Annotated in this window: 9 protein-coding genes; 3 read left to right on the top strand and 6 right to left on the bottom strand. The window is 62.3% G+C overall.

Features of this window, described 5'->3' with window-relative positions:
* Nucleotides 1-16 precede the first annotated feature (16 nt).
* Nucleotides 17-646 carry a LysE family transporter gene (locus QRN54_RS18910; protein ID WP_037130153.1) on the top strand — a complete coding sequence of 210 codons (630 nt, stop codon included), beginning with the start codon at nt 17-19 and terminating at the stop codon, nt 644-646.
* Nucleotides 647-667: 21 nt separating this feature from the next.
* Here the strand turns inward: QRN54_RS18910 and QRN54_RS18905 are convergent, their stop codons facing one another.
* From QRN54_RS18905 to QRN54_RS18885, 5 genes are all read right to left on the bottom strand, one after another.
* A complete protein-coding gene (locus QRN54_RS18905) occupies nt 668-1,339 on the bottom strand; it encodes a DUF1345 domain-containing protein (RefSeq protein ID WP_030537075.1) in 672 nt (223 codons plus the stop codon).
* Between the two features lie 53 nt (nt 1,340-1,392).
* Entirely contained in the window at nt 1,393-2,712 is a 1,320-nt protein-coding gene (locus QRN54_RS18900) for a lipase family protein (protein WP_065456563.1), read from the bottom strand.
* Nucleotides 2,713-2,732: 20 nt separating this feature from the next.
* Nucleotides 2,733-4,064 (bottom strand): class I SAM-dependent methyltransferase, encoded by a 1,332-nt coding sequence (locus tag QRN54_RS18895; protein ID WP_285182797.1) that lies wholly within the window; start codon nt 4,062-4,064, stop codon nt 2,733-2,735.
* A 127-nt stretch (nt 4,065-4,191) separates the two neighbouring features.
* Nucleotides 4,192-5,748, bottom strand: coding sequence for a pyridoxal phosphate-dependent decarboxylase family protein (locus tag QRN54_RS18890; RefSeq protein ID WP_285182796.1), 1,557 nt, complete (start codon nt 5,746-5,748; stop codon nt 4,192-4,194).
* Between the two features lie 3 nt (nt 5,749-5,751).
* The gene (locus tag QRN54_RS18885; protein ID WP_180279626.1) at nt 5,752-7,143 is read right to left on the bottom strand and encodes an MFS transporter; all 1,392 of its coding nucleotides are present in this window, start codon (nt 7,141-7,143) and stop codon (nt 5,752-5,754) included.
* A 124-nt stretch (nt 7,144-7,267) separates the two neighbouring features.
* On the opposite strand from QRN54_RS18885, the gene QRN54_RS18880 reads away from it, so the two are divergent.
* Both QRN54_RS18880 and QRN54_RS18875 read left to right on the top strand, forming a co-directional pair.
* On the top strand, nt 7,268-7,921 hold the full coding sequence (locus QRN54_RS18880; protein WP_193595236.1) for a GNAT family N-acetyltransferase: 654 nt from the start codon (nt 7,268-7,270) through the stop codon (nt 7,919-7,921).
* A gap of 77 nt (nt 7,922-7,998) precedes the next feature.
* Nucleotides 7,999-8,568 carry a DUF5655 domain-containing protein gene (locus QRN54_RS18875; RefSeq protein ID WP_285182795.1) on the top strand — a complete coding sequence of 190 codons (570 nt, stop codon included), beginning with the start codon at nt 7,999-8,001 and terminating at the stop codon, nt 8,566-8,568.
* A 348-nt stretch (nt 8,569-8,916) separates the two neighbouring features.
* Here the strand turns inward: QRN54_RS18875 and QRN54_RS18870 are convergent, their stop codons facing one another.
* The gene (locus tag QRN54_RS18870) at nt 8,917-25,188 is read right to left on the bottom strand and encodes a non-ribosomal peptide synthetase (RefSeq protein ID WP_285182794.1); all 16,272 of its coding nucleotides are present in this window, start codon (nt 25,186-25,188) and stop codon (nt 8,917-8,919) included.
* Nucleotides 25,189-25,354: the final 166 nt, after the last annotated feature.

Below are 25,354 nucleotides of genomic sequence, written 5' to 3'. Positions count from 1 at the left end.
TCAAAGGACTTTCGACATGAGTTGGCACGTCTGGTTGGCGTTCTTCGGAGCAAGTTGGGTGATCAGCCTGTCGCCGGGGGCCGGCGCCATTGCGTCGATGTCGTCGGGACTTGCCTACGGCTTGCGACGCGGATACTGGAACATCTTCGGGCTGCAGTTGGGATTGTTGCTGCAGATCGGAATTGTCGCGGCGGGGGTCGGTGCAATTCTCGCCAGTTCGACCGTGGCCTTTTCCTTGATCAAGTGGTTCGGTGTCGCATACCTCGTCTACCTGGGGATCAGGCAGTGGCGATCGGCGCCCACCGAGGTGGAGACCGACGAGGCAGCCGCGAGCAGCTCCGGTCCGATGATGATGCTTCGCGGATTTCTCGTGAACGCGAGCAATCCGAAGGCCGTCGTTTTCATGCTCGCAGTGCTCCCGCAGTTCCTGGACCCGTCGGCGCCGCTGCTGCCGCAGTATCTGATCATCGCCGCCACGATGTGCGCAGTCGACGTGATCGTGATGACCGGATACACCGGCCTGGCCGCCCGGGTACTCACCTTGATGCGCTCCCCCAAACAGCAGCGAACCACCAATCGAGTGTTCGCCGGTCTGTTCTTCGGAGCCGCCGGCTTCCTCTCGAGCATCGGGCGTGCAGCGGCTTGATCGGTCACACGGCTCGAGAGATCACAGGCCCGCAATCAAGTTGACGACGGACGCCACGATCACCGAACCGAACAGGTACGACAGCAATGCGTGGCCGAGTGCCATCGCGCGCATGTCCGACGACTTCAAGTTGGTGTCGGAAATCGCGAAGCTCATCCCGACCGTGTACGCCACGTAGGCGAAATCGCTGTACCTCGGCGGTTCTTCCTGATTGAAATCGATTCCGCCGTCGGGGCCGGAGTAGTACAGCCGTGCATATCCGAGGGCGAAGAGCGTGTGTACCGCCAGCCACGAGATCACGACGCTGCCGACTGCAACCGATGCCGCCACTACTTGGTAGTGATGTCCGTCGGGTGCCGCCAGGAGCAGGAACGCGATACCGACCAGGCTCGCGACGGCGGCACCGAGAATCAGCAGGTGCGCGACGTTTCGGGCCGGCTCTTCGCGCGTTGCGTGGCTTGCGGTGAGCGTCGCGTCGAAGGGCCAGACCAGAATCCACGTCCACACCGTGAACACCATCGCCGCCACATCCCAGCCGATCAGAAACGCGAATCGGGGGTAGCCGACCAACGCCGTGACGACACCGGCGGCCACACCGAGCAGCAGACCCGTCGACACTCTCAGCGCCGGCCCGGCACCCAGGGCGCTCCGTGGAACCGGGTTGATCGGAAGGTCGTGCGGTCGATCGTTCACGGGCTCAGTCAACCACTGTTAGAAGTGAGACGGTGGTTACGTGACACGGCGACTCAGGCGTTGCACGCACCGACTATCGGCTTGCCATTGAATCTGTCCAGCACGTACTGCAATCCGACGCCGAAATCCGCTACGGCCGGCGCGAGGTGGTTGTTGCCGCTCCCCGGATTCACCGCAGGCAAGGTGTCGGTGAACAACGTCGCCTCGGCCCCCCGCGCGCACCAGTCCTGAACCAGGCGCCGGGTTTGCTCGTACGGGATGAAATCGTCGTTGAGCGCTCCGTTGACCAGAATCGGCGAGGCCGGGGTTCGCCACCCGATGCGTTGTTCCTCGATCACCTGTTGGATCTCCGGTACCGATTCCACCACGTCGGCGAGTGGTCGTCCGTCTGTGGTCCACGACGCCGTCGACTGCTTCCCGTACTTGGTTCGGGAATCGATGAGGCATTGCCCGGCGACGTCGGCGAGCACGGACCGGCCGTAGTCGTTGAGTCGAGATTCGATCGGCTCTCGGGCGGCGGGATAGCGGTCGAGGACGCCGTTGATCGTGTAACCGATCGCGGCCATCAGGCCGGTACCGTCGATATGACGCAGAACGCTTGCCAGGTCTGCCGGGGGCGCGCTCGCGTAACTCCCGACCAGATTCAACTCAGGCGCGTATTCGGGTGCCAGTTCGGTTGCAGCGGCAGTGGCGCCGCCGCCCTGCGAGTGGCCCCACAGCGCTATCGGATCGTCCTCTCCTGCCCGCGCGAGGGCTCGGGCAGCGCGCGCACCGTCCAACATCGCATGGGCTTCCTCGGCGCGATTGACGTAGGTATGGACGCCGGGTGTTCCGAGTCCGATGTAGTCGGTGACGAATACACGAACGCCCTGGGTGAGGAAAGCGAAAGCAAAAGCTGACTCGTAGTTGACACCGACACTGTCCACACCGGCACCGTAGTTCGACGGATTCCCGGGTTCCGCCAGGCGGAGCTGACCGGCAGTGGGAAACATCCTCGACGGCGCGCACTGATCACCTTGGCCCTGCGTACCCGGACCGATCACCACCGTCGGGCGGGGGCCCGCTCCTGACCACGGGGCAGCCGGCTCCAGGTACGAGCCCGACACAGCAACCTTGGATCCGTGGGTGTCGGTACTCGAATACAGGATCCGGGTCCCCACACCAGGCACTCCGCCGACGGCACCGGCCAGAGCCAGCGGTTCCGTCCGAATCACCGAACCCGGATCACCGACGTCGCCCGGAATCGCATCGTAGAAATCGTTCACAGGTTCGGCGTTCGACATCGGTGTGAACAACAGCGAGGTCGGCAACAGCGCTGATACCGCAACGGCCGAAATCGTCAGTGCCGCGAGGACAACCTTCCGGGTGCTCATGGAAATCCAACGTATAGGCCTCAGTCGACGCGCGGACCGGTTTCGATCTGCGGGACTTCAATCGATCGATACCAGTTGTCACGCGAGCGGGCCATGCCGCTGGCCCCCCGATCCCCTGGTTTCACGGCCAGAACCTGATGAATCGTAAGCCTGTGCGGCTCCTCGAAACCCAGGGCACTGGCAGCGAGATACAGCAACCAGGTACGCACCCGGGGAGCACCGACCTGTAAGACCGATGCGTCCCAGTTCTCACGAAGGTTCTGGACCCATGCGCGCAGTGTCAGTGCGTAATGCTCGCGCAACGCTTCGCTGTCACGCGTCTCGAAACCCGAAAGTTCCAGCGCATCAATGGTTTTACTCAAAGGAAGGATCTCACCGTCCGGGAAGATGTACCTGTCGATGAAGCTGGGACCGTCATCGACGTTGTCCGACAACGACTTCACCGCGGCGATGGCATGATTGAGCAGACGACCCTGCGGCACGAGCAGGTCGTAGAGTTTTGCCGTGTACACCGGCAAATTGACCAGGCCCACGTGCTCGGACATGCCGATGCTCGAAATCGCGTCATAAGGGCCGTCGTCGACGTCGCGGTAGTCCTGCACCCGAATCTCGATGCGATCGGTCAAACCCGCGTCGGCAACTCGCCCCTTGGCGTATTCGACCTGCTCGTTGCTCAGCGAGACTCCGACGACGTCGACGCCGTAGTTCTGGGCGGCGTGTAATGCCATCGATCCCCAACCGCAGCCGACGTCGAGCAGTCGCATTCCCGGCTTCAGATCGAGCTTGCGGCAAATCAAGTCCAGCTTCGCGTACTGAGCAGCTTCGAGGGATTCGACACCTTCCGGCCAGTATCCGCACGAATAAACCATGCTCGGCCCGAGGAACAGTTCGTAGAAGCGATTCCCGACGTCGTAGTGATGGGAGACAGTCGCCGAATCGCGTGATCTACTGTGCCGCTTGCCTCGCTTACTACACATCTCGATCGCCGGGGGTGACGGTGGTGGACCCACCGCTCCCAAGCCGGCGAAAGTACCGGCGGCGCGAACAATCGAGCGCAGCGGCAACGTCGACAAACGTGACTCACCGAGCCGCGTGACCAGTTCCGGGACGTCGAGGAGCGCGAAGATGTCGCCGTCTACGTCCAGATCGCCGGAAACGTACGCCCTCGCCAGCCCTAATTCGTTGGGAGAGTAAAGGACCCGCCGTAGGGCACGCCGATTCCGGAAGTGAACCTGCGCGGCGGCGTCCGGTGGCCCTGCCTCCGAACCGTCCCAACATCGCACGCGAACCGGAAGCGGAACCCCGATCACTTCCTCGAACACCGTCAAAATCTTGGCCGCGGCACCAGTCACTGATCAACCCTCCGACAAAAGATGGTTAGCCGATGACAGAAAACTTACGCCCGATTCGCGAATCTTTCGCGCCATTTGTCCGAGTTCTGGACAGTGTTCATCGCGGTTTCGGTATTCATCGCCGAGTTCAGGGCTCCACCATTCCGGCGAGGAATTCCACCAGCAGTCTCTTCGTGACCTCACGTGGCAGCGATTCCACTGCCGCGAGGACGGCCGCCATGTCCAAGGGAGAATCGGAAGAGCCCCGAGGATCCAGCCCCGCCGACGTCAACGCTGCCGCGACGGCGTCACTGGGCAACGCAAGAACATCGGCGACGGTGACATCGCCACGTTCGAATGCTCCGGCCAACTCTGCCAGGGCCGGCGGCGCCTCGGCTGCCGCCGAGCCGCGAACGTCGTCGGCACCGAGGACGAGTGCGCTGGTCAACTCGCCGAGCACAGATTCCGTCACCGGGGTGACGGTGAGGTGGGTTGTTCGAGGCAACGTCGTCCCGTCAGGTTGCGTCGACGCCGGCTGCCCTTGAAGGACGAAGCCGCGAGCACCGACAGCGCTCACCCAGCGATGCGGATCCACTCGCCGTTCGAGCGGCACGGAATCGTCGGTAGCGACCGCGAACAGTGGTCCCACCGGCGAGCCCACGACGCGAAGACCCTCGATTGCCTCGACCGTGCCGATCAGTGCACGAGTGGCCCGCTGCGCCCGGGACACCAATTCGGCGTACCCGGATTGCCCGAGGACTTGCGAAATCGCCCAAGCACCGGCAAGAGCAGCAACGGATTTGGAACCGAGAAGCGTGGGATTGACCACCGGGTACCCCGGCCAGTCCGTGAGTCCGAAATACTGCTTGCGATGCAGATCTCGCCCTCGGTGCAGCAGGACCGAAACGCCTTTGGGCGAGTATCCGTACTTGTGGAAGTCGACGGACATGCTGGTGACCCCGGGCACCCGGAAATCCCAGGGTGGCAGATCACCCCACCACGGCAACGCAAGCCCACCGATGCAGGCGTCGACATGCAGTGGAATCGAATGTGCACGAGCAACTTCCGCGACATCGGCGATCGGGTCGAGCGCCGCGAACGGGTAGCTGGGCGCGGAGACGACGATCAAGACCGTGTCTTTCCGAACTGCCGTCGCAATATCTTGTGCGCCGACGCGCCCCGACGTGGGATCTACTGGTACCAGGATCAGTTCCAGTCCGAGCAGGTGAGCTGCCTTGTGGAAAGCGGCATGCGCGGTGGTCGGAAGAACCAGCGAACCCTCACCCGGCGGGAGCCCACGGAAGTCGCGAGCTGCCTTGACGGCCAACACACAACTCTCCGTTCCGCCGCTGGTGACATTGCCGACGACTACGCCTCCGGCGTCTGTATCTGCGGCTGGGTCTGAAGCTCCATGGAGGAACTCGCGTGCGAACGCAACCAACTCACGCTCCATCACCGCGGTGGACGGGAACACCGTCGGGTCGAGACCGTTGACCGGCTGAACCAATCGAGCTGCGTCCGCTGCCAACTCGTCGAGCGCTGCGAGGCCGCTGTCGTACACGTACGACAGAACCCGGCCTCCGTGCGTCGGAGCATCCTGCTCGCGAAGCGAACGCAACCGAGTCAAGATGTCGGCCGCCCTCTTCTCGAGGTTTGCGTTCTCGACGATCTTGCCCTGAAGTTCCTCGGCCCGAGTGGAACTCATCGTTCACCTTTCGTTCTCGTGAGTGGATTCTTGTTCGGTGCGGTAATTCCGCAATACGACCAGGCTGATCGCAACCAGGATCGCCGGCACGACCGAGAAGCCAAGGGCAATTCCGGTCAGCGCCGATTCCGGTTGCACGACAGTCTCGCCCGCAGTTTTCGAAACGAAGCCGGTCACCGCGAGTACACCCAAGAACACCGCGGGTCCCAGGGCAAGGCCTGCGGTTTCCGCGGCGGTCCAGATACCACTGAGCGAACCACCGCGTTGGCGCCCACCGATTCGCGCGTCGTCCTCGATGACGTCCGGAAGCATCGCCAGCGGGAACACCTGCATGCCGGCGTAGCCGACGCCGGCAAGCGCGACGGCACCGTAGATCCACGAACCCGCGTCGACAGCCGCAAGCGTCAACAACGCCGTGGCGACGACGAACAGAACCGAAGACACCACGTAACCGCGAAGCTTTCCGTACCGATGCGAGAACCGGTACCACAGCGGCATGACGACGAGAGCTGGTCCGACGAGTGCAACGAACAGACCGGTGAGCGCACCTTCGTTGCCCATCACATAGGTCGCCAGATATTGCGCACCCGCCAACATCACAGCGGTGGCAAGAGCTTGGAGCACAAAGACGATGACCAGCAATCGGAACGCGCGGGTACGTCGTATCGCGTCGAACCCGTCCCGGTACTGCGAGAGCAACGAGCCGACCGGCGCGTCCGCGTGAGTCACCGTGTGGCGCGCGGCTCCGCGAACTGCCCAGATCATTGCCCCGCACATCAGCGCCGACACCCCGATCGCCATGACCAGATAACCGCGTGCTCCGCCCCCGGCAGCGTCGCGTAGCTCGGGTCCGCCGGCGCCGATGACCAGAATTGTCAGGGCCAACACCGCAATTCGAACCGATACCAACCGGGTGCGCTCGTGGTAATCGCCGGTCAACTCGGTCGGCAACGCGATGTACGGCACCTGAAAGAGGCTGTAGGCACTCGCCGCGAGCAGGAAGAAGACGAGCACCCACATCGCCCCGACTCCTGGGCCGGCCGACACCGGGGCCGAGAACGTGAGAATGAAGAGCAACGGCAGTCCCAGAGCGCCTGCGAGCATGAGTGGCACTCGCGTACCAGTTCGATGAGAGCTTCGGTCGCTGATCGACCCGATCAGCGGATCGATCAGGACGTCGGCGATTTTCGGGACAATGACCACAAGCGACGCGAGCGCCGCGGCAACGCCGAGCGTGTCGGTCAGGTAGTACGCCAGTACCAGACCTGGCAGAACACCGAATCCACCCGTACCGACACTTCCCGCTGCGTATCCGGCCACCACACCACGCGAAAGCCTGTCGGGCGATCTACCTTCACGAAGACGTACCGGTTTGTCTGTAGTCACCGTCCACACACTAATGTCACGACTTCGTACCGCGAGGGCAAAAGAATCCCGATGACCAGAAGTCGCTCACTCGGACGGGCCTGGCATGCCAGACTGTGACCCGATTCGCACACGAAACGAAGGTCTGAAGACGATGGTTGACCCACTGCGAGAGATCTGGCCTCCGTACGGAGTCACGATCACGTGTGGGCCCGTCACCTTGCTCCCTGTGCGCGACGATCATTTCCCCGAACTCACTGCGCTGGTCCGAGCCGGCATTCACCCTGCCGAACAGATGCCGTTTCTCGTCCCCTGGACGGTGGGCACTCCCGACGAAGTGTCGCGAAGATTCATCCAATACCACTGGTCGGTCCGCGGAGCGATGACCATGACCGACTGGAAATTCGAAACAGCCATTGTCGTCGACGGAGAAATCGTCGGCTGCCAGGCGTTCGCCGCGACGGACTTTCCTACCAGTCGTACCGGTGAAACCGGCTCGTGGATTGGACGCGGGTTCCAAGGCCGGGGTGTCGGCACTCTCGCCCGACAGGCAATCTGCGCATTCGCATTCGACTCTTTGGGTGCACGAAGCGTCGTGTCATCGGCATTCACGGACAACCCCGCCTCGATCACGGTGTCCACCAAAGTCGGGTACCGCGCAGACGGCACAGTAGAGGAGTTGGCTGCCGACGGTCGCATGACCGTGCGTCGTCTCTTCACCCTCAGCCGCGAAGATTTTGTCGCACCGCCGTATCCCGTCGAAGTGACCGGCGTGCGCGCGTTCAAGACGATGCTCGGCATCGACTGAGCGAGCTACCCGTGCACCGTGAGAACCGAGAGAGCAGCGACAACCGGAAGACCAGCGACAACCGGTAGAACAGACACATGGAACCCTCCGACATGATGGCCGCAGTCACCTCGTCCATGCGCGACCGTACCGGGCGCACCCTCGAAGAATGGGTTGAGGCCGTACGGACGTCCGGGGTCGACCCGCTCGATCAGAACGAAGTGCGCAAGTGGCTGAAAGCAGAGCACGGTGTGCCGCAGAATTCGCAGTGGGCAATTGCATTCGAGTCTGCCGAACAGTCCGGATGGGTGGAGCCGACCGTCGAGCAATACATCGACCAGCAGTACAGCGGCCCGAAGGCGGCACTGCGGCCGATCTTCGATGCAGCCCGACGTCTGATCGAAGAACTCGGAACCGATGTTCGGGTCGAAGGCCGCGGAACCTACACGCCCTTCATTCGCGCTCGCCAATTCGCCGCCATCGCAGCGGCCACCACGGCCCGAGTCGACCTCGGACTACGTTTTGTCGAGGCCCCCGAATCCGAACTTCTTGTCACGGCCAAAGCTCCCGGGCAGTCGACCCACAAGATCGGGCTCACCAGCACCGCAGACGTGAACGACGAAGTCGGATCGCTGACAGCGATCGCGTATCAACAGAACGGCCGGTAGGTCACCCACTCACCGCCACGCAAACGCACCTGCAGGCTGCACGAAAGTCCCTGTCCTCCTTGTCGGAGAACAGGGACTTTCTTCACCGCGGGGGAAGGTCGCTGCGACGTGTCAGCTCAGGCCGAAGAGCGCGCCGATGATGGTCCGAGCAGCCTCGAAGAGCGCGTCGACGGACGGAACACCGATTTCAGAGCTGATGGAAAAAAGGGAACCCAACATACGATCCTCCGGAGATAGTTTCTGAATGGCTTACTGCCACAAGGGAAATGCTACCGATTCCACTTGCGGAACTGAAGCAAGGGGACCACGGGAGTGACAATTCCGGACCAAAGTCCCGGCCCGTTAGATCTACTGCACCCCAGTATGATTGCGATCCTTCGAATCCGAATCGACACCTTCGAGATAGCCGACGAGAACTTGGGCGACCTCCGCCAACACCTCAGTGCTCGACATTTCCGAGTGGGAGCAGTCGACCAGGTACGCCCGCAACGGCCCCACCAGTTCGGACCACCTTTCGACCAGGTGACGATGTTCAGGCAGATCATGCTGCGCCACAAACAGTTCCACTGACCCGAAATAGTGCCTCGGCGTGTGGTCCCGAACGATTCGCGACAGTTTTTCCACCCGACCCACTACGGATTCGAGTACCGTATCGGAAAGGAAATCCATACCGGTCTGCCTTCGGATCTCTGTCGCAACGTCTGTGAAAGTCAGTGCTGCAGTTTCAGTTTCAACCTCGGATAGCCCGATCTGCGCGAACAGTTCGGAAGGTTTCGGAGCCGCTTGTACCGATGGCATCATCTCCGGTAACAGCGCGTCGAGCATGACAACCGAACCGACCAGATCGCCGGCCTCTTCGAGCTGGCTCGCCATCTCGAGCGCGATCGTTCCGCCGGCAGACCAACCCAGTAGATGGTATTCACCCGACGGCTGCACCGTCCGTACGGCATCGACGTACCCCGACGCCAACTCCGCCACCGTGCCTGGCAATTCACCTGCTCCCGTTGCCTGGATGCCGTACACCCGTCGACCCCGCAGCTGACCGACGAGTCCGGCGTAGCACCAGGCAATTCCGCTGACCGGATGCACACAGAACAACGGCGGCCGTTGGTCATCGGGGTCGCCTCCGAGCATGACGACCGTGTCCAGCGGATCCGAACGAAGCGAATCACCCTCGAAGACATCGGCATGAACGAGATCCATCCGAGAGGCAAGCTCCGCCACAGTTCGGTCGGTGAAAATCCATTGAACCGGGAATTCCCTGTTCAGGCTCTCACGCAAGCGCGTAGCCACTCGAACTGCACCCATCGATGTCCCGCCGAGCTCGAAGAAGTCGTCGTAGCGGCCGACCGATATCGCGCCGGTCACGCCCTCGAATGCCTGTGCCACGTGACGTTCGGTATCCGAGATGGGTCGATCCACACTCGACCCTGGCTGCGGTGAAGGAGCAGGAAGTGCCGCTGCGTCTATCTTCCCCGAAGCGAGCAACGGTACCTCGCCCACTATCGTCACCGACGAAGGCAGCAGGTGCTTCGGCAGCAGGCCGGAGACGAACCCGCGAAGCTCCGATTCCGTCGCCGAACCGTTTTCCGCCAACGTCACATACGAACGGAGCTCAGCGGATCCGTGCCCGTCGTCACAGACAACGGTTACCGAGAAGGCCACTGCTCCATGGCTTGACAGAGCCGCGTCGACCTCCGCCGGTTCCACGCGGACACCCCGCACCTTCACCTGCGCGTCGTTGCGACCCAGGTACTCGAGCGCTCGGTCGTGACGCCTACGACGCACGAGGTCACCCGTGCGATACATCCGAGTCCCCACCGCATGAGGATTGGCAACAAAGCGCTCGGAAGTCAGAGCCGGGGAAGCGACGTACCCCCGTGCCACATTCTCACCGGCGAGGAACAGTTCTCCCGCAACGCCATCCGGAACCGGTCGGAGCCTCTGATCGAGAACAAATGCTGTCGTACCAGGGACTGGAGTGCCGACAGTGACGTCCGCGTCAGTGATCCGTGCGGAAATCGATGCCGCGATCGTTGATTCGGTCGGTCCGTATCCGTTGACGATGCGATGTCGGGGTGACCACGCCGACGCAAGGCGCGCAGAGAGCGGCTCCCCCATCGATTCGACGATCAACGGTTGCACTGCACCCGGATCGACTGTCGCCAGGACCGTCGGCGTCACGATCAGATGTGTTACGTCGGCGGCTATCAGCAGATTCGTGAGTTCTTCTCCCCCGTAGACGAAGTCGGGAGTCAGAATCAGCGTTCCACACCCTGCAGCCGCGAGAAGGATCTCGATCACCGACGCGTCGAAGGTCGACGACGCCAATTGCAGGACTCGGGGGCCACGCTCGAGCTCGGCGATCTCGGCGTGTGCGGTGCAGACGTTCATGATTCCGCGGTGTGAAACCTCCACGCCCTTGGGTCTTCCCGTGGAACCCGACGTGTAGATGACGTAGGCGAGGTTGTCGGGGTGAGCCGGCGTTGCCGATACCTCGGCAGCGCCACCAGCAGTGCGGGATTCGTCCATCGCCACCCACTCGACGCACTCGGGCAAACTCTCGGATGCACCTCCAGCTGTCAAACCGACAACCGAACCGCATTCCTCGACCATCGTCTGCCGGCGCGCTGTCGGCAGCGCCGGATCGAGCGACAGCCACGCTGCGCCTGCACGCGCTACTGCCCACAACGCAACGATCCACAGATGCCCGCGCCCGAGCGCAACGGCCACCACGTCGTCGGGTCCGATTCCTCGGACCACCAACTCGCGTGTCCAGTGCGACGACTCCTCGTACAGGTCGCGGTAAGTCCAGCGTCTTCCGTTCTCTTCCAGCGCTACGCCGTCGGGCGCCTGACGCAGAGCGCGTTCGAAAATGTCGGCAATCGTCAGAGGTTCGACGTGGCGAGGATTCGCAGCAGTCAGCGCCGAGCGTTCGAGTCCGGACAGCAGTTCGATCTCCCCGATCACAATCTCGGGTTCCACGGTCACTGATTCGGCGATACGTCTCACCCGCTGCATGAGCAGTTCCGCGGTCGACTCGCGGAACTTGTCCGTCGCATACAGCAATCGAATAGTCAGACTGTCACCGGTGTCGACCAGGTCCCACGTCAAGTCGTAACCGGTCGACGCCCCTGAATTCTCGATGTCGAAGACGGTAATGCCGTCGATCTGCGGCAACTCCAGCGCTCGCCGGTACGCCAGCATGACCGTGAACAGCGGATGCTCGTTCATCCTGCGCGGCGGATCGACCTTCGCAACGACGTCGTCGAACGAGACGTCCGCGTTCGCCATTGCTTCCAGATCGACACGGCGAACCTCGTCCAGAACAGCAGCGAAGCGATCGGTGGAGTTGATCCTCGTGCGCAATGCGACAGTACCCACCATCATTCCGGCGACGCTCAGCAGCGCCGGATCGTTCCGCAGACTCACAGCTGCTCCCACCACGACGTCGTCCGTGACGCACTCGCGAGCGAGCAGCACGGCAATCACGCTGTGGACGACCATGAATACCGTGACGCCATGCGAACGAGCCAACGCCGACAACGCGTCGTAGGTGGCGCCGTCGAGGACTTCCGTCACCATCTCCTCGGATCGTGAAGACACGGGACTCCGGGGGTTGTCGACGGGTAGAGCCAACACATCCTCGACGCCACAAAGTGCGTCCGACCAATAGTCGAGTTGCCGGTGAGCCATGCTGAGAGAATCCTCGGGGTCACCCAAGCTCTCTCTCGCCCAGAAACTGTAGTCGCCGTAGCTGATCTCCCCCGACGAGCGATCCCAGGGAAGACCTGCCGACCTGGCCTCGAATGCTGCCACGAAATCGGTCAGGATCGGGCCCATCGACGCTCCGTCGATCGCGATGTGGTGAACAACGATGACCAGGACCGTCAGTCCTGCAGAGTCGACTCCTGCCTTTTCGGCGAACACACGCACACGGAACGGAACATCTCGTTCGAGATCGAACGGCACAGTCGCGAATGCCGAAGCGCTCGCACGGATATCGCCGACGTGTACCGCAGTGAGATCGAATGCAACAGAGTCCATTTCAAGTTGTTGCGGACCGAATTCACCCGGAACACAGACAGTTCGCAATACGGCATGGTGATCGACGACGTCGCCGAGCGCGCTGCTCAAGACCGAACGATCGACGTCGTCTGCAAGGACCGCTGCAAACGTCAGGTTGTACGCAGTCGATTCCGGCTGAAGCTGATTGATCAGCCAGAGTCGTTGTTGCGAGGGCGCCAGCGGGGCCGGCTTGCCGGGATCACGTCGAGTCAGTTCGCGGCGTTTGCCATCGGACGCGCTCGCCGACAGCCACTGAGACATCGCTCGCGGCGACGGATTGTCGAAGACGGCGCGAACAGGCACATCTCGCGCGAAGATCGAGGCGAGTCGACCTGCCACCGCTGCCGCGGCCAACGAATCACCACCTGATTCGAACAGGTTGTGCAGAGCGCCGAAACTTCCGGACACGTGTTCCGACATGACAGCGGTGACGAGTTCCTCCGAAACCGTCACTGCTGCATCGGGCGCCTGGCTCTCGAACACATGGCGCCGCAACGCATCTGCGTCCAGTTTTCCGTTCGTCGTGAGCGGGATCGACTCCAATACGACCACGCGGCCGGGCATCAGATACGCAGGCAACATCGCGGCCAACTCGATTGTCAGCTGATCCGCCTCCACACCATCGCCGACCGCGCACGCAACGGCGATGTCGTCGACGAGGACAACCGCCGCAGCCTCGACGCCCGTGCACCGACGCAGAGCTGATTCGATTTCGGCGGGCTCGACGCGGATTCCTCGCACGCTCATCTGACGGTCGGAGCGTCCGACGAATCCGAGCCTGTCATCCGTGCGGCGATGAACCAGATCACCGGTCCGATAACGGCGGTGCCCACCGGGTGCTGCGATGAACGACGTGGCGGTGCCGGCAGGATCTCCGGCATAGCCCATCGCAAGCCCGGGCCCGCTGACGTACAACTCACCGATCCCGGCCCACGGCACCGGACGCAGTCGCGTATCGAGCACCTCTGCACCGATTCCGGCGAGCGGGACTCCGATGGTGACCCGATGATCCACCTCGGCGACAGTGGTGACCACCGTGCATTCCGTCGGTCCGTACGCATTGAGCATTCGCGCGCGGCGACTCCACGCACGCGCGGTGGAAGGTGAGAGCACATCGCCACCGACTGCCACCACCTCGAGCGAATCGAACCGCTCTGGAGCCATCGTGTCGAGTACGGCTGGAGTGGACAACATGTGAGTGACGCCGCGTTCTGCGACGAATTCTTCGAGTGCCCTTCCGCCGAAAGCCTCCCGAGGAGCGACCGCCAAGGTAGCCCCGGCGCCGATCGCCAACATCATCTCGAGGATTGCTGCATCGAACGTCGGTTTGTAACCGTGCAGCACAACCGAGTCCGAGGTCACGCCGTACTTGCGGACAGCATCGTCGGTCAGCAGGCCCAGTCCTCGGTGGGTGACTGCAACGCCTTTCGGTTCACCGGTCGACCCGGACGTGTGAACAACGTACGCGACTGAATCCGGATACTGCCGACCGGGAACAGGGCTGCGATCGGAGAGGACTGTGCGCAGCTGCTTCAGACGTGCCGGTGGCAGGTCGGGGTCGATCGGCACGAATGCCGCTCCCGTTTTCGAGATCGCCAACATTCGGACCAGGTACGCGATAGTCCGCACCGCCGGAATCTCGTACACAGCACCCGGTCCTGCTCCCCGAGCCACCAGTTCCCAGGCTTGGGCATCCGAGGCAGAGTCGAGTTCGGCATACGTCACCGTGCGGTGTCCGTCGTCGAGAGCAATGTTGTTCGGGAATCGCGCCGCGGTGGCGGCGAAGATCTCGGTCAGTGTGCGGGACGAATCGACCTCGGCAGCAGTCCAACTGGGCGCCGCGCCCACCACGAGATCCGAAACGAGTACTGGTACATCCTCGGCAATCGAGGTGAGCACTCTCGACAGCTGTCGGGTAACCGCGTCGGCGCTCGAAGGATCGAATGCGCTCGCGGCATAGATGAGCGCTCCGGTCAATGAACCGTCGTCAGCGGGTGCGAGCGAGACATGCATGGGGAACTTCGTTGTCGCGGTCTCGATTTCGCGAGCCTCGATCGTGAGGCCGGAAACCTCCACGGCAGGGATCGCGAAGTTCTGCAGACCCAGCGCAATCTGGGGAGTTCGTCCACCGAGCAGCTCACCAACCAACTCGGCAGGAACAGAGCTGTTTTCGAACGCTGCCACATCAGCATCGAAAGCTGCACCCAACAGAAGATCGATCGGCACGTCCCCGTCGATCCGAAGGCGAAGAGGCACCGTATCCACGAACATGCCGACCACGCCGTCGAGCTGAGGCGCCCGCCGTCCGTCGACAGCTGTCGCGATCACGACATCGGGATTTCCACTCAGCTTGGCAAGCACCACCGACAACGCCGCATGAACCACCGCGAACAGCGAGACCTTCAATCGGTCGGCTCGCGCCTGCAGTGCCGAGGTGATGACGGCTGGTATCACGAAGTTCACTCGCTGCGCTAAGGTATCCGGCCCGCCATCGGAGTGATCCACCGTCAGCGGAGACACAGATGTCACACCGTCCAGCGTTCGGCGCCAGAACTGCTCGACGACAGGGGAAACGTCACGTGCTGCCTCCCACGCGGCAAAATCCCCGTACTGGATCGGCAACGGAGACCATTGCGAATCCAGTCCAGCTCGTCGCTTGCCGTACGCGGTCAGCAGGTCGCCGACCACCGTTCGCATCGACACCCCGTCGACTGCGATGTGATGAAAGCTCACTGCCAGAACGTGCCTGACCGGTGACACCTGGAGCAGCATCCAGCGCACCGGCAGGTCTGCCGCTACATCGAAACCACGCGAGCCGAACTCTCGCAGCAGCACCTCGACCTCGATGTCGGCGACCAGCCGCGTTTCCATTGTCACGGAGGTCGGAGGATCCACGACCTGAACCGGTGGAGTGCCCGGATACCGGGTTCTGAGGACATCATGACGACCGACAAGATCCGTTGCTGCCTGACGCAGCGCGGCCGCGTCGAGTTCACCGTCGATCTCGATGCAGATCGGCAGGTTGTACGCGCCGCTCGCCGTGTTTCGCTGATTCAGTACCCACATCGCACGCTGGTTTCGTGACAGGGGTGCGGGCGTGGGGTCGCGGCGCGGTTCCAGTCGGACAAGATCGGTCACCGAGTCGTTCTGCTCGAGCGAATCGAGCCGGGCTGCCAATGCCGCAACTGTTGGATGCTCGAATACGGTCCTGAGCGGAACAACCAGCCCCAGAGTACTACTCAAGAGCGAGGTAACCTCCGCGGCCGACAGCGAGTTGCCCCCGAGCGAGAAGAAGTCTGCGTCGCGGTCGTCCTCATTCCCACCGAGGACGGAACCAAAAGCTCCGGCTACAACACGTTCGGTGGCGGTGGCCGGCCCCTCTGCACGGGAAGCATCCAGTGTCGGCGACGGGAGACGGGCGAAGTCGACCTTGCCGTTCCGCATCGGAAGCTCGCCCTCGATGTCGACGATGGCATGCGGAACCATGTACGTCGGAAGGACTTCTGCGGCGGCAGCGCGAAGTTGACCAGTGTCAACTCTTTCGGCACCTGAACTTCTCACGTAGGCGACCAACAGAGGACTTCCACCTTCGGCCGACCGAACCCCGACGACACAGAAGTCGACGTTCGCGACAGACTGAATGACTGCCTCGATCTCACCCGGTTCGATCCGGACACCGTTGACCTTCACCTGCACGTCGGTTCGCCCGAGATAATGCAGGCGATACGTATTTCCCTCGGATTTGGGGCTTTCCGGCTTCCACCTCACCAGATCGCCCGTCCGGTACATCCGGGCGCCTGAACCGGTTGCCACGAATCGTTCCGCAGTTCGGGCCGGTTGGCCGGCGTAACCGCGAGCGAGCATTCGACCTGAGAGATACAGTTCGCCGACGACTCCCGGCGGCACCGGTTCGAGTCGATCATCGAGTACGACGGCGTCGACCCCGGCCAGTGGATACCCGATCGATCCGTCGTGAGTGTCAGCCGACAGTTGTTCGATCGACAGTTGTTCGATCGACAGTTGTTCGATCGACAGTTGTTCGATCGACAGTGGTTCGGTAGCAAGCGAATACATCGTCGACTCGGCAGGTCCGTATCCGTTGATGACTCGGCGTCCGGCTTGCCAGCGCTTCGCCAACGCGCCGCCGAGTCGCTCGCCCCCGAACATCACCGTGGAAAGGTCCGGCAGCGAAGGATCGCCGATCGAGGCGACGACAGTAGGTGTGGCGCACAGATGAGTAATTCGCTCGCGCCTCAGTGCTGATGCGAGTCCCGAGCCGAACAGTTCTTCGTTCTTCGCCAGAACGAGCGTGGCCCCGGACGCACTCGCGATGAGCACCTCGAGCAACGTCATGTCGAATCCTGGCGCTCCGCGATGGAATACGCGAGAACCTGGCCCAGCCGAGAATCGACCGGGCAGGTCTTCGGCGATCACACCGAGCCCGCCGTTGGTCACGACCACAGCCTTGGGGGTTCCGGTCGTTCCTGACGTGAAAACTACGTAGGCCGCCAGGTTCTCGGAATATTCGCGCACCGAGTCGGTGACTTTCTCACCACCAGCGTCTTCACCACCAGCGTCTTCACCACCAGCGTCTTCACCACCAGCGTTGCGGCCGCCGATCGCTCCGGTGCCCAGTGTTTCGAGGACATCGCGTACTCGCGCCTGCGGCTGTTCCGGGTCCGTCAATGCCGGAGCTGCACCGACCTTCGCGATTGCCCACAGTTGCACGATCGACGCAATCGACCGATCCGCAGTCCAAGCAGCGACCTGGTCGACTCCAACTCCCCGGGAGCGCAACTCGTCGGCTGCGACATCCGACTGGGCATCGAGTTCCCGGTAAGTCAGTGTGTTGCCCTCACCCTCGACCGCCACAGCGTCCGGGGCGGATTCGACGCCGAAGCGCAGCATGGAGGCAAGTGTCGTACCGGAAGGTCGAGATCGATCAGGCCGGTCGACCGCGCCATGTGCGGGGACGAGAAGAGCTCGTTCCGCACTGTCCAACAGGTCGATTTGCCCTACGGCGACATTCGGGTCGACAGACACTTGATTCAGGAAGCGCTCGAACCGGCCCGCAAAGCTCGATACCGTCAGATCATCGAATAGATCAGCGTTGTAGACGAATTCGAGACCGAGTTCGCCCCCGACCCCCTCGTCCGTGACGTTGACCTGCAGATCGAAATTTGCGTGCCTGACTTCAGGAGCAATCTGTGTGATGTCCAGCCCTGGTATCGACCACGCGGCGGTCTCAGCAGTTCGGAACGAGAGCGCCACCTGGAACAACGGATGTCGCGAACGCGATCGCGGTGGGTCGATCAGATCGACCAGCGATTCGAAGGGCATCTCTGCGTGCGCGAACGCCGCTACGTCACGCTGACGAACCTGCTCGACCAACCGGCCGAACGAGTTCGACGGATCGACTTCGGTTCGAAGAACAATCGTGCCGGCAAACATGCCGACCAGCTCGTCGAGTTCAGGTGTGACGCGTCCGGACACAACAGTGCCGACAGCTACGTCATCGATACCGTTGTACCTCGCCAACAGCGCCGCGAGAGCGGCGTGTACAACCATGAACATGGTCGCGTTGTTCGATCGTGCGAGTGTCTGAAGGCCCGTTCGTACCGAACCTGAGATCTCCACCCGACAGCTCGACGCACGGGCGAACGTCGAACGTGGACGATCGAGGGGAAGCGTCACCTGCTCGGGAAGTCCTTCGAGAGCCTGCATCCAGTAGCTTCGTACCGTCTCGGGAATCCCCGATTCCCTTTGCCATGCACTGTAATCGGAGTATTCGAGCGCGAGCGGCGACCACTGCGGAGCGTGCTGCGCCGAGCGGGCGATGTACGCCGCAGTGAAGTCGCGGACCAACAATTCGAGCGATCGAGCGTCGGCGGCAACGTGATGGACGACGACAGCCAGGATGTGCTCGACGGGTGAAACCTGGAGAAGTGCCGCACGTACGGGCGGATCAACGGTGACATCGAAGCCCGAACCCACCAGTACTGCTACACAATTCTCGGCGTCGCCGCCGTCGAGTGCCTTGAGCTGAAAGGCCGGAAGCGCATCCTCGGCGTCGAGCACCGTCTGAACCGGGCCGCCGCCGACAACCGGATACACGGTCCGCAGAGTGCGATGGCGATTGATCACGTCACGAATTGCCAGTTCGGCCGCAACCACGTCCAGCTCGCCTGCCAAGCGCAGCACGATCGGGATGTTGTATCCGGCGGAGTCTGTATCCAACTGATTCAGAATCCACATTCGATGCTGGGAAGCTGACAGGTGCACTTCCGTGTTGTCCGAACGAGGCACCAAGGACACGTCAGACGCGTGCTCCGCGCCGGTTCGCCCTACACCTATCCGCGCAGCAGCGATGTCTGCGAGCTGATCGACGGATGGGTGCTCGAACACATCGCGGACGTCGAGGTTGCAGCCCAGGGCGGAGTTCAGACGCGACGAAAGACGAGTGGCGATCAAGGAATTGGCGCCTTGATCGAAGAGGTTCCGGACCGGATCGACATGCGGAACTTCCATCAAATCGCTCAGAATGGCTGCGACTGTCTGCTCGAAGAAGTCTCGCGACTGCCGAGTCGGCTGCGTGAGAGACACCGGGGTCGGCAACGATGCTCGGTCGATTTTGCCGTTGATCGTGACCGGTAATGACGCGAGCGCCATCAAAGCCGACGGAACCATGTGCGCGGGCAGCAACGAACGAGCAGTCCGCAAGACGCCGTCGAGGTCGTGTCCGCTCCCCGGGGTGATGTAACCGACCAAAGTCGGCCCGCTGTCGAGTTCTCTCACCACTACCGCGGCCTGCTCCACCGACGTGTGAGCCAACAGCGCGGATTCGACCTCGCCCGGTTCGATGCGGTAACCGCGCAGTGCCATCTGACCGTCGGCGCGGCGAACATATTCGAGTCGGCCGGCTCGCCAACGGACCAGATCGCCGCTGCGGTACATCCGTGATCCATCGAATCCGGGTTCAGGCACGAATCGCGAAGACGTCATCGCGGGTCGACCCAAGTAGCCTTCGGCCACCTGCGGACCCGCAACATACAGTTCGCCGACAGATCCCGGAGGGACGGGCTTCAACGACGCGTCCAGTACGTAGCTGCGCAACCCTGGTAGTGGGGACCCGATCGGCGAGACAGTCTCGTCACCGGGGACAAGATCGAAACTGGTGACATGGACTGTGGTTTCGGTGATTCCGAACATGTTGACGCCCCGCACGCCCGGGTGCCGATCGAACCAAGCCTCCACGCGCCCGGCGTCGAGGCGATCACCGCCGAAAACAATCGTCCGGAGCGGAAGCAGCATTTCCTGCGTGACTTCCGCCAACGCATAGAAGGCGGCCGGGGTCTGATTGAGAACGGTCACTCGTTCCCGCACAATCAGATCCGCGAATCTTTCGGGTGAGCGCGCGACATCACCGTCCACGATCACGAGGGATCCGCCAGTGGTCAACGAACCCCACATCTCCCAGACCGAGAAGTCGAATGCGTACGAATGAAACATCGTCCATACATCTTCGGCGTTGAAGTCGAAGATCTCTCGGGTCGAGGCGAGCAGCGCCAACACGTTGTCCTGAGACACCACTACGCCTTTGGGTGCTCCAGTTGATCCGGAAGTGTAGATCACGTAGGCGGCGGACTCCGACTGTGCAACGGGCCAGTCGGCCGTAGCGTCAGTCGTCTCGTCCACGAAGATGACAAGTTGCTCGTACCCAACGAACCGCCCAGCAGATTCGTCCGTCGACAGAATCGCTTTCGGGCCTGCATCGGCAAGTACGTAGTGGATACGAGCGTCGGGATACTGCAAGTCGATCGGGACGTACGTCGCGCCCGCGCGAACGACAGCGATGATGGCTACGACGAGGTCGACCGATCGAGGCAGGGCGACCGCCACGCGATCACCGACTCGAATTCCTCGATCGATCAAGACAGCGGCAAGGCCCTCCGAACGAACTCGCACCTCTTCATAGGTGAAACGAGTATCGCCACTCGACACCGCGATTGCATTCGGATGCCGGGCTGCGACGGCCCCGAAGAGGTCAGGCAGCGACTGCGCGACAATCGACGGCGCCGGCACCCGAGCCGACAATTCTTCGCGTTCCGCAACACTGAGAACATCGATGTCACGCAGCATGATTGACGAGTTCTCGGTAATCGAGCCACACACTCGACGAAGCCGCTCGACCCAGCTCTGCACGGTGCCTGCATCGAACAAATCGTCGGCATATCGGAATGTGCCGCGAATACCGCTCGCGTCTCCGTCAATCGTACGATCCTCGCGCACCGTCACTTCGAGGTCGAAGCGAGGGTGCACGGGGGGTAGCGGAGTGCCGTGCGCCGTCAGAGTTCCCATCGCGATCTCGGAGTCGGGCGCTACCGGATCGACAGCGAGAACAACTCGGAGGAAGGAATTCTTCTCACCTACGCCCCCACCGACCGCACGGTCGACCACCCAGTCGAACGGGACGTCGGCATTGGACAGGGCCGCCACATCAACCTCGCGCACCCGAGTCAAGAACTCACCGAACGTGTCTCCGCCGCGAAGGAGCGTTCGCAGCGCGACGGTCCCGACGAACATACCGACGACACCGTCGAACGAAGGATGCGTTCGTCCGGAGGTCGGGGTCCCGATGACCACATCGGACGCACCGGTGATCTTGCTCAGTGCGATCGCAAGGCAAGCGTGCAACACCATGAAGGTTGTGCAGTCGTGCGCGCGAGCGATCTCGTTCAGCGCCGCATGGATAGGTGAGGGCAACTCGAACGTCACGTCCCGAGCCGACGACGGTTGGTCCGGCCGGCGGGATCTGTCCACGGGAAGCGCCAGAGTCGGATCAACACCGGCGAGTGTGTCGGACCAGAATTCCAGCTGGCGTCCTGCCAAGCTCGGTGGATCCGCGGGATCACCGAGAATGGTTCTGTGCCAAGCGGAATAGTCGCGGTAGTCGAGAGCGGGCGAAGGCCAGATCGGCGACCATCCGTCGGCGCGAGCGTCGTACGCCGCGATGAGGTCCGAGACGATCGTCGCGAACGAAAGGCCGTCCAGGGCGATGTGATGGGCAACCACGGTCATGCGGTGGTCGGCATCGCTGCCGGAGGCGAGGATCAAGCGAAGAGGCGCATCGGTCGCCAGGTCGAAACCCGCCGCAACCAAATCCGCTGACGCAGCCTCGTAATCCTCGGACGCAACCTCGATCAGAGTCACCGGAGTCGCGGTCGCAACCTGGATCGGCCACGCGTCGTGATTCTGGTCGAACGAGAAAACAGTACGCAAGACGAGATGGCGATCGGTCAGGTCACCTACCGCCATCCTCATCGCCTCGATATCCAGAGCACCACTGAACGCGACCTCGAACGCAATGTTGTACGCCGACGACTGGGGATCCAAACGGTTCAGTAACCATAGGCGTTGTTGCGCCGGTGCGATTTCCACGACGAGGTCGTCCGAAATGCGCTGGGGTTCCTCCACCCACTCCGCCCGCCCCGCACGGATCACCCGGGCCAGGCGCGCCGGCGTCGGGGCACCGAACACATCCCTCACACCAACCCGTCTTCCGAGAGCGGAACTCACTCGCGCGGCAACATACACGGCGTCGAGTGAACTACCGCCCCAGGCGAACAAGTCGGAGTGCGGTCCGAGAACTCCGACGCCGAGGACCTCGGCCATCACCGAGGCAATCAATTCCTCGTCGTACTCGATCGGACGGTTGACCGCCGCGCGCTGCTCGGCCGGCGCGGACGACGCCGGTTCGGGGAGCGCTGAACGGTCAGTCTTTCCATGGCTCGTGACGGGCAATGCTGCCAAAATAGTCACCGAACTCGGCAGCATGGAACGAGGAAGTCGGGAAGCCAGATGATCGAGCACCATCGTCTGGCTCAACGGATGAGCTGCACCTTCGGCCACGGTCACATACGCCGCAAGCGACCCGGATCGCTCGACCACCGCTGCTTGCGCAACGCCGGGAGTCGACAGGAGCACAGCCTCGATCTCGCCCAGTTCGACGCGTACTCCACGGATCTTGACTTGTTGATCAGAGCGACCCAAGAACTCGAGTTGACCGGCATCGTTCCATCGCACGACATCCCCGGTGCGGTACATGCGCTCGCCGGCACCAGTGGCACCAAAGGGCGCAGCGACAAAATGCTCCGCGGTGAGCGTCGGAGAAAGGTACCCTCGCGCCAGTCCGTGTCCCATCACGTACAGCTCCCCCGCGGCGCCGACCGGAGTGGGCAGCAACGACGAATCCAACACCACAGCGGAAACGCCGTCGATCGGGCGCCCGATCGGAGTATCACCACCAGGCGCGAGCGGCTCGCTCATGAATGCCGCGACGGTTGCTTCACTGGGCCCGTACGAATTCACGATGTCGACGTGACTCGACCACGCATCCACTAGCGCTCCCGGCGGTCGCTCGCCGCCGACGTTCAAGACTCGAAGTTCCGGCAAAGCCCGAGGATCCATCGTCAACGGAACCGATGGCGTCGAGTTCAGGTGCGTGACACCTTCGAGCCGCAAATAGTCGTCGAGGTCCACTCCGCCGATCAATCCGGGAGGAACGATCACTGCGGTCGCGCCGCAGCCGTGTGCAAGCAGAATCTCGAGGATCGCCACGTCGAACGATGTGTTTGCAAGGAGCGCGACGCGGGAGGAACTATCGATGTTCAGACGCCGTGCGTGAGAACGCAGCAACGGCACAATGCCTCGGTGCGTGACCGCGACACCCTTCGGTCGCCCGGTAGAACCAGAGGTGTAGACCACGTAGGCGGTGTCGTCCAGAGACAGGTCGGCGATAGATGAACCCGCCCCCACGCGTCGATCCACCGGACCTTCGACGGTCTCGTCTTCCCTGGGGTTGACGACGCAGACCCAAGCCGGCACGTTCACGAGTTCGCCACCGACCACAACGGACACGTCGGCGTCGTCGAGAAGGAAAGCGACACGCTCGGAGGGTGTTTGAGGATCCACGAAGAGAAGGGCAGCACCAGCCCGCACTACTGCATGAAATGCAACTACGGAATCGGTCGAGCGCCCGGTGAGGATCCCGACGACGTCGCCTCGTCCGACTCCGTTCTCCACGAGCAAGGCGCAGAGTGCATCCGCGCGAGCGCCGAGCTGGTCGTAAGTGACGTCCACACCTTGCTCGCGGATCGCGACGGCACTCCCCTGCCCTGCGCCGCCTCTGATGACCGAATCGAGCGTCGCGAATCCGTCCGTCCGCTGACCTAGCGCAGGGACCAGATCCTTCACTTCATCCGTCGAGAGGATGGGGAGGTCACCGAGCGCACGGGTAGCCGAGTCGAGGAACCCCTCGAGTAGCCGAACGAACTGACGATGATGCATCGCCAAGTCACGTTCGCTGTAGAGGTGCGGATTGGCTTCGAAGGAAAGGCGAACGTTCTCCCCCGCGATCGACGGATAAATGCTGAAGAACAGGTCTTCGGTGGGTCCGGATGTGAGGACGTGAAATTCGCCGACGACGTCACCGAGCCGAATCGCTTCGTGAAACATCATGACGTTCACGGCCGGGCCCGCCGCCTCACGGGATCCGCCCTGCCCCTCCTGGAAGCCCATGTCCTCGTAGCGGAATCGCTGGTGGCGTAGCGCACCGGTCATTTGAACCGAGATCTGACGCACCAGTTCTCGTGGCGACAGATCCCGTTCGAGTTGCGCACGAACAGGCACGATGTTGGACAGCATCCCACCTGAACGTCTCGACGTCGCCGTGGTGCGGCCGGACACCGGCAAGCTGAGGACTACGTCATCGGAATCAGTCATGCGACCGAGATAGGACGCGAATGCACCGACGAGGACCGCCACCTCGGACGTAGTCCACTCGGTCGCGACATCCGAAAGCTGTTTTGCAAGAGTTGGATTCAGTGTCCGAACCATCATGAGCTGCGGCATGGACGTCAGCCCGGCGCCGTCGGCGAGGCGAACCGGGCGGGGCAGGCCTTCGGACATCTCCGTCCAGTACTGCTCGTCCGATCGATACCGCGACGAGGATCGGTAGTCGACGTCGAGGTCATGCAGTGCACGTACCCCGAAACCACCGAAAGGAGTCAGCGTCTTGCCATGAACCAGATGCGAATAGCGCTCGGCCACCCGAGCGGTGAGTGTCATCGCCGCATGTCCGTCGAGCACGAGGTGATGGGCGTGCGAGTACCAGTAGTAGTGCTCATCTGCCAGGTGAAGCAAGGTCGCCGAGATCAGGCGGTCAGACATCACGTCAAGTGGCCGTGAGTATTCCGCTGTCATCCACTCGTTCGCGCGCTGAACCGGGTCGCGGTCGCTGCGTAAGTCGAGGTATGCGAGATCGTCGACGATCGAATGATCGACGACCTGTGCCGGCTCGGCATCGGTAGCGACGAGGCGAACGAACGGCGACTCCAATTCATGACATGCCGTATTCGTTGCCTCGATCAGCGCGTCGACGTCAACCGGTCCGCGTAGTTCCACGTACTGAGCCACCACGAACGGAGTTGACGGACTCAATTGCTGCGCGAACCACAGCGCGAGCTGAGCCCGAGACAACGGAAAAGCACTCAACCCGTCACCTCACATTTCACCAGCCTTGTTTTTCACGAACGTTCGGTGGCTGATCACGTGAATCCATGGGAGCGAACACCACGAACGGCCGAACCGAACCCTACTGTCTCGTCTAAGTTTTCACCACTGGGCCAACACTGCTAGACATGTCGACGCAGCTTTCACG

It is taken from the genome of Rhodococcus sp. MEB032 (assembly GCF_030208925.1).
GTDB lineage: Bacteria > Actinomycetota > Actinomycetes > Mycobacteriales > Mycobacteriaceae > Rhodococcus_F > Rhodococcus_F qingshengii.
This window is presented reverse-complemented; position numbering and strand designations above follow the sequence as displayed.

Coding starts and splice junctions, on each gene's coding strand:
- QRN54_RS18880 (WP_193595236.1), top strand. CDS start 7,268: ATGGTTGACCCACTGCGAGAGATCTGGCCTCCGTACGGAGTCACGATC.
- QRN54_RS18900 (WP_065456563.1), bottom strand. CDS start 2,712: ATGAGCACCCGGAAGGTTGTCCTCGCGGCACTGACGATTTCGGCCGTT.
- QRN54_RS18875 (WP_285182795.1), top strand. CDS start 7,999: ATGGAACCCTCCGACATGATGGCCGCAGTCACCTCGTCCATGCGCGAC.
- QRN54_RS18890 (WP_285182796.1), bottom strand. CDS start 5,748: ATGAGTTCCACTCGGGCCGAGGAACTTCAGGGCAAGATCGTCGAGAAC.
- QRN54_RS18910 (WP_037130153.1), top strand. CDS start 17: ATGAGTTGGCACGTCTGGTTGGCGTTCTTCGGAGCAAGTTGGGTGATC.